At 73.1% G+C, this 11,529-nt stretch carries 12 protein-coding genes; all 12 read right to left on the minus strand.

Annotated features, from left to right (window positions below; genetic code table 11):
* Positions 1 to 28 precede the first annotated feature (28 nt).
* The 12 genes from ABD709_RS18100 to ABD709_RS18155 all read right to left on the minus strand — a co-directional run bounded on the left by ABD709_RS18100 (position 29) and on the right by ABD709_RS18155 (position 11,518).
* Positions 29 to 466, minus strand: coding sequence for a type II 3-dehydroquinate dehydratase (locus ABD709_RS18100; RefSeq protein ID WP_344778029.1), 438 nt, complete (start codon positions 464 to 466; stop codon positions 29 to 31).
* Positions 463 to 1,563, minus strand: a complete 1,101-nt coding sequence (aroB, locus tag ABD709_RS18105; RefSeq protein WP_344778031.1) for a 3-dehydroquinate synthase — start codon at positions 1,561 to 1,563, stop codon at positions 463 to 465. Before aroB ends, ABD709_RS18100 begins: the two co-directional genes overlap by 4 nt.
* Positions 1,556 to 2,095, minus strand: coding sequence for a shikimate kinase (locus tag ABD709_RS18110; protein WP_344778034.1), 540 nt, complete (start codon positions 2,093 to 2,095; stop codon positions 1,556 to 1,558). Before ABD709_RS18110 ends, aroB begins: the two co-directional genes overlap by 8 nt.
* Positions 2,092 to 3,270, minus strand: coding sequence for a chorismate synthase (aroC, locus tag ABD709_RS18115; protein WP_344778036.1), 1,179 nt, complete (start codon positions 3,268 to 3,270; stop codon positions 2,092 to 2,094). The genes ABD709_RS18110 and aroC overlap by 4 nt, the downstream gene beginning before the upstream one ends.
* A gap of 149 nt (positions 3,271 to 3,419) precedes the next feature.
* The gene (locus tag ABD709_RS18120; RefSeq protein ID WP_344778038.1) at positions 3,420 to 4,175 is read right to left on the minus strand and encodes a prepilin peptidase; all 756 of its coding nucleotides are present in this window, start codon (positions 4,173 to 4,175) and stop codon (positions 3,420 to 3,422) included.
* A complete protein-coding gene (locus ABD709_RS18125) occupies positions 4,172 to 4,990 on the minus strand; it encodes a shikimate dehydrogenase (RefSeq protein ID WP_344778040.1) in 819 nt (272 codons plus the stop codon). The genes ABD709_RS18120 and ABD709_RS18125 overlap by 4 nt, the downstream gene beginning before the upstream one ends.
* A 7-nt stretch (positions 4,991 to 4,997) precedes the next feature.
* Complete coding sequence (gene mltG / locus ABD709_RS18130; protein ID WP_344778042.1) at positions 4,998 to 6,122, minus strand: endolytic transglycosylase MltG; 1,125 nt, start codon at positions 6,120 to 6,122, stop codon at positions 4,998 to 5,000.
* On the minus strand, positions 6,115 to 6,612 hold the full coding sequence (gene ruvX, locus ABD709_RS18135) for a Holliday junction resolvase RuvX (RefSeq protein ID WP_344778044.1): 498 nt from the start codon (positions 6,610 to 6,612) through the stop codon (positions 6,115 to 6,117). Before ruvX ends, mltG begins: the two co-directional genes overlap by 8 nt.
* Positions 6,609 to 9,317: an alanine--tRNA ligase gene (gene alaS / locus ABD709_RS18140; RefSeq protein WP_344778046.1), complete on the minus strand. Its 2,709-nt coding sequence runs from the start codon at positions 9,315 to 9,317 to the stop codon at positions 6,609 to 6,611. The genes ruvX and alaS overlap by 4 nt, the downstream gene beginning before the upstream one ends.
* Entirely contained in the window at positions 9,317 to 9,568 is a 252-nt protein-coding gene (locus tag ABD709_RS18145; protein WP_344778048.1) for a DUF6167 family protein, read from the minus strand. Before ABD709_RS18145 ends, alaS begins: the two co-directional genes overlap by 1 nt.
* Positions 9,565 to 10,122: a hypothetical protein gene (locus ABD709_RS18150; RefSeq protein WP_344778050.1), complete on the minus strand. Its 558-nt coding sequence runs from the start codon at positions 10,120 to 10,122 to the stop codon at positions 9,565 to 9,567. The genes ABD709_RS18145 and ABD709_RS18150 overlap by 4 nt, the downstream gene beginning before the upstream one ends.
* Before the next feature lie 34 nt (positions 10,123 to 10,156).
* Positions 10,157 to 11,518 carry a replication-associated recombination protein A gene (locus tag ABD709_RS18155; RefSeq protein WP_344778052.1) on the minus strand — a complete coding sequence of 454 codons (1,362 nt, stop codon included), beginning with the start codon at positions 11,516 to 11,518 and terminating at the stop codon, positions 10,157 to 10,159.
* Positions 11,519 to 11,529 lie beyond the last annotated feature (11 nt).

Raw genomic sequence — 11,529 nt, forward strand, 5'->3', positions numbered from 1 at the left:
ACGGCGCCCCTGGCGCCAGCGGGTGAGTCTAGTCGCGGCCGCCGCGAGCGAGGAATTCCAGCGCCTGCCGGTAGCCGTCGATCCCCGCACCGCTGATCGTCGCCGCGGCGTGCGGCTCGACGTGAGACGTGTGCCGGAACTCCTCGGGGCGCTGCTTCGGCTCGGAGATGTGCACCTCGACCAGCGGCGCCGTGAGCTGGGCGCAGGCGTCGTACAGGGCGAGCGAGTAGTGCGTCCATGCCGCCGCGTTGAGCACGACCGCGGTGCCGTCGTCGGCGGCCTCGTTGAGCCAGTCCAGCAGGTCGCCCTCGTGGTTGGTCTGCCGGACGACGACGTCCAGACCGAGCACAGCGCCCCACTCCACACAGAGGTGGGCCAGCTCGGCGTAGGTCGTGCGGCCGTAGATCTCCGGCTGCCGCCGGCCCAACCGGCCGAGGTTGGGGCCGTTGAGGACCAGCACCTTCACGGTTTCTCCCCCCTCATGACGTCGTAGGCCGACCGCAGGTTCTCCTCGGACGGCCCGGCGAGCACCGCCGGGCGAGCGATGTCGTCGAGGACGACGAAGCGGAGCGTGTTGCCGCGCGCCTTCTTGTCGACCCGCATCGCCGCGAGGAGGTCCTCGAAGGCGGTGCCGTCGTAGGTCGTCGGCAGCCCGACGGCGCGGAACGCGGCGGCGTGCCGGGCTGCGGTCGCGTCGTCGAGGTGTCCCTCGAGACGGGCGAGCTCGGCGACGTAGCAGCAGCCGATCGCGACGGCCTCGCCGTGCCGCATCGTGTAGCCCTCGGCGCGCTCGATCGCGTGCGCCATGGTGTGGCCGTAGTTGAGCACCTCGCGGCCAGGATGCCCCTCGGCTCCCCCGGTCTCCTTGAGGTCGGCGACCACCACGTCGATCTTGACCCTGATCGCGCGCTCGACCAGGTCGGGCAGGACGTCGCCAGCGGGATCGGTCGCGGCGGCCGGGTCCTTCTCGACCAGGTCGAGGATCGCCGGGTCCGCGATGAAGCCGCACTTGACGACCTCGCCCATGCCGGCGACCAGCTCCTCGCGCGGCAGGGTCAGCAGCGTGTCGAGGTCGACCAGGACGCCGGCGGGCTCGTGGAACGAGCCGACGAGGTTCTTGCCGGCCGCGGTGTTGATGCCGGTCTTCCCGCCGACAGCGGCGTCGACCATCGCGAGAAGAGTGGTGGGCACGTGGACGACGCGGACGCCGCGCAGCCAGGTCGCAGCGACGAAGCCGCCGACGTCGGTGGTCGCGCCGCCGCCGAAGGTGACGACGGCGTCGGACCGGGTGAACCCCGCGTCGCCGAGGGCGTCCCAGCACTCGAAGGCGACGTCGGCCGTCTTGGCCTGCTCGCCGCTGGGAAGGCCCAGCGCCAGCACGTCGTACGCCGGGCGGAGCACGTCGAGCACCGGCTCGGCGAGCTGCGAGAGCTCGGCGGCGTAGAGGAACGCGACCCGCTGGACGCTGTCGCCGAGCACGCTCGGGAGCCGCTCGGCGAGGCCGCGCCCGATGACGACGTCGTACGGCGACGCGCCGCCGACGTGGAGCACGGTGTCAGTCATCGCTCGCCTCCGCGATCCTCGCGTCGATCTCCTCCGCGACGTCCTCCGGGGTGCGCCCGCTGGTGTCGACGGTGAGAGTCGCGACCGACTCGTAGATCGGCGTGCGCTCGTCGAGCAGCTGCTTGATCCGGCTGCGCATGCCGCCGACTGCCTGGTTGAGCAGCGGCCGCGACTCTCCCAGCCCGACCCGGCTGACGGCGTCGGCGAGGCCGACCTGCAGGAAGACCACGGGCTGGCCCGCGAGCAGCTCACGGGTCTGCTCGGCCAGCACCGCTCCCCCGCCGAGGCTGAGCACGCCGTCGTGGTCGCTGAGCGCCTTGGCGACCGCGTCGCGCTCGATCTCGCGGAACCGGGCCTCGCCGTCGTCGACGAAGATCTCGCCGATGCTGCGGCCCTCGACCGCCTCGATGTCCTCGTCGGTGTCCCGGACGGCGACCGCCCACCGGCGGGCCAGCAGCCGGCCCACCGTGGTCTTGCCCGAGCCCATCGGGCCGATGAGCACGACGCGCGGCCGGGTCGTGGGGTGCTTCATCGGTAGCGCAGGGTGTCGAGGTAGGACTCGACGTTGCGCCGGGTCTCCTGCACCGAGTCGCCACCGAACTTCTCGGTCACCGCGTCGGCGAGGACCAGTGCGACCATCGCCTCGGCGACGATGCCGGCGGCCGGGACGGCGCACACGTCGGAGCGCTGGTGGTGGGCGACCGCCTCCTCGCCGGTGGCGACGTCCACGGTGCGCAGCGCACGCGGCACGGTGGCGATCGGCTTCATCGCGGCGCGGACCCGGAGCACCTCGCCGGTCGACATGCCGCCCTCGGTGCCGCCGGAGCGGCCGGAGGTACGGCGCAGGCCGTCGTCGGTCGACACGATCTCGTCGTGCGCCTGCGAGCCCGGGGTCGCGGCGAGCTCGAAGCCGTCGCCGACCTCGACGCCCTTGATCGCCTGGATGCCCATCAGCGCGCCGGCGAGCCGCGCGTCGAGGCGCCGGTCCCAGTGCACGTGCGAGCCGAGCCCGGGCGGGAGGCCGTGCACGACCACCTCGACGACGCCGCCCAGGGTGTCGCCGTCCTTGCGGGCCTGGTCGATCCGCTCGACCATCAGCTTGGAGCCGTCCGGGTCCAGGCAGCGCACCGGGTCCTCGTCGAGGCGCGGCAGGTCGGCCAGCGTCGGAAGGTCGCGGGTCGGCGTACGGACGCCGCCGATCTCGAGCACGTGGGAGACGATCTCGGCGCCGGTCGCCTGCTGGAGGAAGTTGCTGGCGACCCGCCCCAGCGCGACCCGCGCCGCGGTCTCGCGGGCCGATGCCCGCTCGAGGATCGGACGGGCGTCCTCGAACGCGTACTTCTGCATGCCGACGAGGTCTGCGTGCCCGGGCCGCGGGCGGGTGAGCGGCGCGTTGCGCGCCTGGCCCTCGAGGATCTCGGGGGCGACCGGGTCGGCCGACATCACCTGCTCCCACTTGGGCCACTCGGTGTTGCCGACCTCGATCGCCACCGGCCCGCCCTGGGTCTCCCCGTGCCGGACGCCGCCGACGACCCGCACCTCGTCGGCCTCGAACTTCATCCGCGCGCCCCGGCCGTAGCCCAGCCGCCGCCGGGCGAGCGAGTCCGCGATGTCGTCGGTCGTCACCCGGACGTGGGCGGGCAGCCCCTCCAGGATCGCGACCAGGGACGGCCCGTGGGACTCCCCTGCGGTCAACCAGCGCAACATGTCCAGAGTTTCTCACGCGCCACTCTGGCGGCGCGCGGCCGGCGAGCACCGCGAGACACGGCCGCGGGCGCGTGGTGCGCCGCGGGCGGCGCTGGCGGCGAGCGCAGCCCGGCAGGGATGCGCCGGCTCGGCGATCCCGCTCCGGCGAGCTAGCCGTAGAGGGCGTCGACGACGGGGGCGCCGACGACGAGACCGACGAGCGCGCCGAGCAGCAGGAACGGGCCGAAGGGATAGGCGCGCTTGAGCAGGCCGAGATCGCGGCGGGCGACGGCCAGGGCCAGGCCGGGGACGCCGAAGCAGAGGAACGCGGCATAGACGCCGATGACGACCTCGCCCCAACCGGCGTAGCCGAGGACCAGGCCGAGGAGCGCGGAGAGACGTACGTCGCCGAACCCCATGCCCGCCTGGCGGACGAACCACAGGAGCCAGAACACCGTGCGCACGACGAGCATCGCGATCACGCCGCGCAGGAGGTCCTCGTGGTCGCCGGTGAGCAGCCAGCGCCCGAGGCCGTAGAGGAGCGCGAGCAGGGTCGCGGGGAGCACGACGATCGCGGGCAGCAGCCGGGTGCGCCAGTCGATGATCCCGAGGGCGGCACCGACCGGCACGAGCGGCCAGGCCACCCCGAGCAGCCAGTCCCAGCCGAGCTCGCCGCCGAGCAGGCCGCCCGCCACCGCGGAGACCATGACGGCGACCGGGAGCACCCACGACCGGCGGCCGAGGTCGGCGTACAGCTCCTTCGGCGGTTCGGCGAGCCGCGCCTGCTGGGCGGCGGTGAGCTCCACGCCCTCCTCCGGCTCGGGATCGGGCGGGGGCTCGGGCAGCCGCCCGATGAGGTACGGCGCCACGGCGCCACCCAGCCCGCAGGCGAGCAGCCCGGTGAGCCCCGGCGCCAGCCAGCTCACCCGGCCACCCCGCCCCGTGCGGCGAGCGCGGCCTCGCCCGCCGCGCGCATCTCGGCGAGCGGAGCCGGGACGCCGGTGAACGCGACGAACTGCAGCGCGGCCTGGTGGACCAGCAGGTCCAGGCCCGAGACGACCACCTGCCCGCGTGCGGCCGCGGCCGCGGCGAGCGGGGTCGGCCACGGGTCGTAGACCACCTCGAACAGCACGGCGGCGTCCGCGACCGCCTCGGTCAGCGGAGGCACCTGGGCGGCGGCCGGGATCGTCGACACCACGACCTCGCCGCTCACCGCTCCCCCGTCGAGCGGGAGCACCTCGACGTCGACGGCACCGTGCCGCTCGATCGCGGCCACGGTCTCCGCGGCTCGCAAGGGGTCCCTGGCGAGCAGCCGGAGGCGGGTCGCGCCGAGCTCGCAGAGCGCCAGCCCGGTGGACGCGGCGGTGGCCCCCGCCCCCAGCAGGGTCGCGCTGGCGACCGGGCCGTCGTACCGCTCGCGGACCGCGGCGACCGCGCCGGGCAGGTCGGTGTTGTCCGCGTGCCAGCCGTCGTCGACCCGGACCAGGGTGTTCGCGGCGCCGACGAGCCGGGCGCGGTCCGTGACGGCCGAAGCGAGCGGCATCGCCTCCCGCTTCAGCGGCATGGTCAGCGACAGCCCGCGCCAGTCCGCGCCGAGGGTGCCGAGGAACGCCTCGAGCCCGCCGGCCGGCACCCGCTGGGCGTCGTAGGACCAGTCCAGCCCCGCCGCGACGTACCCGGCCCGGTGCAGGGCGGGCGACAGCGAGTGGGACACCGGGTCACCCAGGACGGCGCACCTCATCCCGCACCTAGCCGCAGGCGTCGGAGTGCGTGCAGTACTCCTGCAGCTGCTCGACGGCCTGCTGGTGCTCGGCGTAGGTGTTCGAGAAGACCGTCTTGCCGGTCTTCAGGTTGACCACGACCCAGTAGAGCCAGTCGCCGTCCGCCGGGTGCAGCGCCGCGTCGATCGTCTTCTCACCCGGGTTGCCGATCGGTCCCGGCGGGAGACCCGTGTGCGCGTAGGTGTTGTACGGCGAGTCCACGGCCCGCTGCTCCGAGGTGGTGAACACGTCCCCGCTGAGGCCGTTGGCGTAGGCCACGGTGGCGTCGGACTGCAGCATCATGCCGTCGTCGAGCCGGTTGTAGATGGCCCGCGCGACCTTCGGGTAGTCCTGGTCCCGCTGCGCCTCGAACTCCAGCATGCTGGCGACCGTCATCACCTCCCCGGGCGTGAGCCCGACCTGCTGGGCGCCCTGCTCCAGCCCGGTGTCCTCGGCCGCCTGGTGCCAGCGGTCCACCATCGCCTTGAGGAGCGTCGTCGGCGTGTCCGACGGCGTCACGACGTAGGTCGCCGGGAACAGGTAGCCCTCGACGCTCCCGTGCGCATAGCTCGGCAGCCCGAGCCTGTCCGGGTGGTCGAGCACCTTCTGGAACGCCGCCTTGCCGAAGTCGGTGTTCTTCGCGAGCAGGTCCAGCACGTCGCTGGTGCGCATCCCCTCCGGGATGGTCAGGGTGTCCTGGGCGAGGTGCTGGGGGTCGGCGAGGTAGGCCACCACGTCGGAGGCCTTCATCTCCTTCTTCAGCAGGTAGGTGCCGGCCTGGATGCCGCGCGCGCCGTCATTGGCCGAAGCCGCGTCGACGAAAGCCTCCGACGACTGCACCACGCCCGCCTTCTCCAACGCGCTGCCCATCTGCGGGATCGACTCGCCCGAGTCGATCTTGAAGACGACCTGGCCGTGCCCGGGGCCCGGGTAGTCCGCCGGGTCGGAGGTGATGTCGTCCCACCACGGGGACACGACCTTCGTCCATGCGAAGTACCCGGCCACCACCACGAGGAGGAGCGCCAGCAGCACGGGCAGGCAGCCGGAGACGCCCCGCCTCTTCGCCCGGTGCGAGCTCGGGCTCTGGTCGGGTAGGACGGACGGTTCAGTCATGCGTCTCCTCGACGTCCGTGGGCACGCCGTCCGCACCCGCTTCCGTGGCGACGAGCTCGCCGGGTGGTTCACCGGTCGCCCGCTCGCGGTCCAACGCCTGCTGGAGGATCACGACCGCGGCGACCTGGTCGACCACGGCCCGACGCCTCGACCCCTTGCGTTGATCGCGCAGCATAGCCTCCGCGGTCACCGTGGTGAGTCGCTCGTCGGTCAGCCGCACCGGGACCGGCGCGACCTTGGCCGCCAGCTGCCGTGCGAACTCCCGTGCCTTCGCGGCCGCCGGTCCCTCACCGCCGCTGAGGGAGCGCGGCAGCCCGACGACCACCTCGACGGCGTTCTCGTCCCGCACGATCCGGCGCAGCCGGCGCAGGTCGCCCTTGCCACGCGGCACCGTCTCGACCGGCGTCGCCAGCACGCCCGAGGGGTCGCTGCGGGCCACGCCGATCCGGGCGTCGCCCGGGTCCACGCCGACGCGTACGCCGAACCTCACGCGGACCCTGAGACGGCGGCGGTGACCGCGGCGAGCGCCTCGTCGATCCGAGACGCGTCCGAGCCACCGCCCTGGGCGACGTCCGCCTTGCCGCCGCCGCGGCCCTCGACGAAGGGCGCCACGGCCCGGACCAGGTCGTTCGCGGAGAGCCCGCGCTCCTGGGCAAGGTCGTTGAGCGCCGCGACCACGGACACCTTGCCGTCCGCCGCGCCGATGACGACGACCGCACCGGGCTGGTCGCCGGGCAGCCGGCCGCGGACGTCCAGCGCGAGGGTGCGTACGTCGCCCGCGGCGGCACCGTCGACGCGGTGCGCGACCAGCCGCACGCCGCCGACGTCCGCGGCCCCCGCGGCGAGCTCGCCCCCGGCCGCCAGCAGCCTGCCGACGCGGTGCTTCTCGATCTCCTTCTCGGCCGCGCGGAGCCGCTCGACCAGGTCGTTGACCCGCTCGGGCAGCTCCTCGGGCCGCGCCTTGAGCGCCTCGGACAGCTGGGCGACGAGGACGTGCTCGCGGGCGAGGAACCGGTAGGCGTCGGTGCCGACCAGCGCCTCGACGCGGCGCACGCCGGAGCCGATCGACGCCTCGCCGAGCAGCTTGATGACGCCGAGCCGTCCCGAGCTGCCGGCGTGGGTGCCGCCGCACAGCTCGCGGGCCCAGTCGCCCACGGACACCACGCGCACCCGGTCGCCGTACTTCTCGCCGAAGAGTGCCATCGCGCCGGAGGCGACCGCTTCCCGCTGGCTCATGATCTCGGCGTGGACCGCGAGGTCCTCGAGGATCACGGCGTTCACGGTGGCCTCGACGTCCTCCATGACCGAGCCCGGCACCGCGCCGGTGGCGGAGAAGTCGAACCGGAACCGGCCGGGCGAGTTCTCCGAGCCCGCCTGGGTAGCCGTCTCGCCCAGCGCGTCGCGGAACGCCTTGTGCACCATGTGCGTCGCGGTGTGCGAGCGCGAGATCGCGAGCCGGCGCTCGGTGTCGACCTTCGAGAGCGCGGCGACGCCCGGCGTCACCTCGCCGCTGAGCACCTTCGCGCGGTGCACGACCAGGCCCGTGATCGGCGACTGCACGTCGCGGACCTCGAGGACAGCGCCGTTGGCGAGCTCGATCACCCCCTGGTCGGCGAGCTGGCCGCCGCCCTCGGCGTAGAACGGGGTGCGGTCGAGGACCAGCTCGATCTCGTCGCCCTCGCCGGCGGCATCGACGACGCCGCCGGCGGCGACGATCCCGCGGACCGTCCCTTCGTCGACGACCGTGTCGTAGCCGGTGAACTGGACGGCGGCGCCCATCGCGTCGGCGACCTCGCGGTAGGCCGCGGCGTCCCTGTGCGCGCCCTTCTTGGCCTTCGCGTCCGCCTTGGCGCGATCACGCTGCTCCTGCATCAGCCTGCGGAAGCCGTCCTCGTCGACCTGGAGGCCCTGCTCGGCGGCCATCTCGAGGGTGAGGTCGATCGGGAAGCCGTAGGTGTCGTGGAGGGCGAACGCCCGCTCGCCGGGCAGCACGGTGCCGCCGGTGTTCTTCACCTCGGTCGTGGCCAGGTCGAAGATCTGGGTGCCCGACCGCAGCGTCTGGCGGAAGGCGTCCTCCTCGGCGTACGCGACGGTCGAGATCCGGTCCCAGTCGCGGTGGAGGTTGTCGTAGGTCTCCCCCATCTTGTCCCGGCTGACCGGCATCAGCTCGGGGAGCACCCGGTCCTCGCAGCCGAGCAGCCGCATCGAGCGGACGGCGCGGCGCAGCAGTCGCCGGAGCACGTAGCCGCGGCCCTCGTTGCCCGGCGTGACGCCGTCTCCGATCAGCATCATCGAGCTGCGGACGTGGTCGGCCACGACCCGGAACCGGACGTCGTCGTCGTGGTTGCCGGCCTCGTAGCGTCGGCCGCTCAGCTCCTGCGCCTTCTCGATGACCGGGAACATCACGTCGATGTCGTACATGTTCTCGCGACCCTGCAGCAGGAAGGCGACGCGCTCCAGTCCCATGCCGGTGTCGATGTTCTTCTTCGGGAGCGGGCCGACGACGTCGAAGTCCTCCTTGGACCGGACGGCGCTCAGCTCCTCCTGCATGAAGACCAGGTTCCAGATCTCGAGCAGCCGGTCCTCGAGGTCGACGGGCATGTCCGGACCCAGGCTGGCGGGGTCGAAGTCGGGACCGTAGGAGGACCCGCGGTCGTAGAGGATCTCCGAGCACGGGCCACCAGGTCCCGGCACGCCCATCGACCAGTAGTTCTCCCGCTTCCCGAGCCGGAGGATCCGCTCCTCGGGCAGCCCGGTGACCTTCTTCCAGAGCGCCATCGCCTCGGGGTCGTCGGCGTACACGCTCGGATAGAGCCTGCTCTCCTCCAGGCCCCAGCCGCCGTCGGCGAGCGGCTTGGTGACCAGGTCCCAGGCCAGCTCGATGGCGCCTTCCTTGAAGTAGTCGCCGAAGGAGAAGTTGCCGCACATCTCGAAGAACGTGCCGTGCCGGGTGGTCTTGCCGACGTCCTCGATGTCGGGCGTGCGCACGCACTTCTGCACGCTGGTCGCGCGCGGGTAGGGCGGGGTCTCCTGGCCGAGGAAGTAGGGCTTGAACGGCACCATGCCGGCGTTGACGAACAGCAGGTTCGGGTCGTCCAGGAGCAGCGACGCCGACGGCACGGCGGCGTGGCCGCCGACCGTGGTGTTCTGCTCGAAGTGGGCGAGAAACCGCCGTCGGATCTCCGCGGTGTCCACTACTTCCTCTCTCCGTTCTCCAGGGCCTTGTGCTCCTCCGCCGCCGTGGCGTACCGCTGCCGGATGCCTGCCTCGGCGTCCGCGGCGCCCTGCGCGAACTCCTCGCGCATCATCCGGGCACCGAGCCCCAGGGCGTTGATCCGGTCGTGGATCCCGTCGGGCGTGAACGACTCCGCGAGCCGGCGCACCTTCACCGCCGCATAGACGCCCGCCGCAGCGCCGGCGGCGAACCAGACTCCTCGGCCGATCATGCCGGATCGATCTCGGCGCGCTGCCGAGCCTCCCAGTCACGGCGCGCCCGGCGCAGCACCAGCCGGCGCTGCTTGCGCGAGCGCTTGACCTCGCGCTTCATCTCGAACCGCACCCGGTTGCGGACCTCGGGCGCGAGCGCTCGCCGCAGCCCTGCCGCGAGCGACGCGGTACGGATCAGGCTCTCGCGGAGCACGATGTCGACGAAGACCGGAGTCGGCACCGTCGGGACCGCGGCGAGCGGACCACGGGACCTGCGCTCGTTGAAGTCGGTGATGACGTACTCGTTGTCGTCGACGATCGTGATGTCGCCGAACCGGGCGTCCCGGCGGGCCTGCTCCACCTGGGCGGCCTGCACGTTCAGCTGCTCCTCGAGCGCGCCGAGCTCCGAGCGCAGCGCCTCGGCGTCGGCGGCTGCCGACGCGAGCACGGCGTCGGCGTGCTGGCGCGTGCGGCGTACGGAACCCGCGAGGGCCACCACCGCGACGGCCAGGGCGGCGACGACGAGCACGGCCACGACCGCGATCCAGGAGGGGACCACCAGTGCGCTCGTCATGGGAGGGAAGCCTATCGGCAGGCCGAGCATCGACTCACCCCGGTTTGGAGGTGCCCCTGATGATCTTCCGGACCCGGTCCCACCGCTGCTTCACCGCCGCCTCGGCGCCCAGCTCGGTCGGCCGGTAGTACTCGGCGTCGGCGACCACGTCGGGGGCGTACTGCTGCTCGGCGACCCCGAACGGCTCGTCGTGGCTGTAGACGTACCCGACGCCGTGGCCGAGCTTCTTCGCACCCGGGTAGTGCGCGTCCCGCAGGTGCGAGGGCACGTTGCCGATCTTCCCGGCCCGTACGTCGGCCAGCGCCGCACCGATCGCGGTCGTGACGGCGTTCGACTTGGGCGCCACCGCGAGCGCGATCGTCGCGTGCGCCAGGGTCAGCTGCGCCTCCGGCATCCCGATCAGCTGCACGGTCTGGGCCGCCGCGACAGCGGTCGTGAGCGCCGTGGGGTCGGCCAGGCCGATGTCCTCGCTGGCGAGGATCATCAACCGCCGGGCGATGAACCGGGGGTCCTCCCCCGCCTCGATCATCCGGGCCAGGTAGTGCAGCGCCGCGTCGGCATCGGAGCCGCGCACCGACTTGATGAACGCGCTGACCACGTCGTAGTGCTGGTCACCGTCGCGGTCGTAGCGCACCGCCGCCTGGTCGGCGGCCGTCTCCGCGGTCTTCAGGTCGATGCGGTCGGTCGCCGCCCCCGCCGCGGCCTCCAGGTAGGTCAGCGCTCGGCGCGCGTCCCCGCCGGCGAGCCGGACGATGTGGTCCCGGGCGTCGTCGTCGAGCTCGTAGGCACCGGCGAGGCCCCGCTCGTCGGTGACGGCCCGGTCGACCACCGCGCGGATGTCCTCGTCGGTGAGCGACTGCAGCCGCAGCAGGATGCTGCGGGAGAGCAGCGGCGAGATCACGCTGAACGACGGGTTCTCTGTCGTCGCGGCGACCAGGCTCACCCACCGGTTCTCGACACCCGGAAGCAGCGCGTCCTGCTGCGCCTTGCTGAACCGGTGCACCTCGTCGACGAAGAGCACCGTCTCCCGTCCGGTCTGCACGAGGGTCGAGCGCGCCGCCTCGATCGCGGCCCGGACCTCCTTGACCCCGGCGGACACCGCCGAGACCTCCACGAACCGCCGGCCGGTCTGCCCGCTCAGGATCGAGGCGATGGTGGTCTTGCCGGTGCCCGGCGGGCCCCACAGCAGCAGCGACATGGGCCGGTCGCCCTCGACCAGCTGGTGGAGGGGCGACCCGGGCGCGCGCAGCTGCGGCTGCCCGACCAGCTCCTCCAGCGATCGCGGCCGCATCCGTACGGCGAGCGGCGCCGCCGCGTGGGAGGCGTCCGCGAGCGAGCCGCCACCGCCCGGCGCGGACCCGTGGTCGGGCGCGTCGAACAGGCCTGGCTCACTCACGTCCGCAGCCT

It is taken from the genome of Nocardioides panacisoli (genome assembly GCF_039537325.1).
In the GTDB taxonomy this organism is placed as follows: Bacteria; Actinomycetota; Actinomycetes; order Propionibacteriales; family Nocardioidaceae; genus Nocardioides; species Nocardioides panacisoli.

Bases quoted from the DNA above. Each gene is read 5' to 3' on its own strand.
- aroB (WP_344778031.1), bottom strand. From the start codon at position 1,563: ATGACTGACACCGTGCTCCACGTCGGCGGCGCGTCGCCGTACGACGTC.
- ABD709_RS18110 (WP_344778034.1), bottom strand. From the start codon at position 2,095: ATGAAGCACCCCACGACCCGGCCGCGCGTCGTGCTCATCGGCCCGATG.
- aroC (WP_344778036.1), bottom strand. From the start codon at position 3,270: ATGTTGCGCTGGTTGACCGCAGGGGAGTCCCACGGGCCGTCCCTGGTC.
- ABD709_RS18125 (WP_344778040.1), bottom strand. From the start codon at position 4,990: ATGAGGTGCGCCGTCCTGGGTGACCCGGTGTCCCACTCGCTGTCGCCC.
- mltG (WP_344778042.1), bottom strand. From the start codon at position 6,122: ATGACTGAACCGTCCGTCCTACCCGACCAGAGCCCGAGCTCGCACCGG.
- ABD709_RS18145 (WP_344778048.1), bottom strand. From the start codon at position 9,568: ATGATCGGCCGAGGAGTCTGGTTCGCCGCCGGCGCTGCGGCGGGCGTC.
- ABD709_RS18150 (WP_344778050.1), bottom strand. From the start codon at position 10,122: ATGACGAGCGCACTGGTGGTCCCCTCCTGGATCGCGGTCGTGGCCGTG.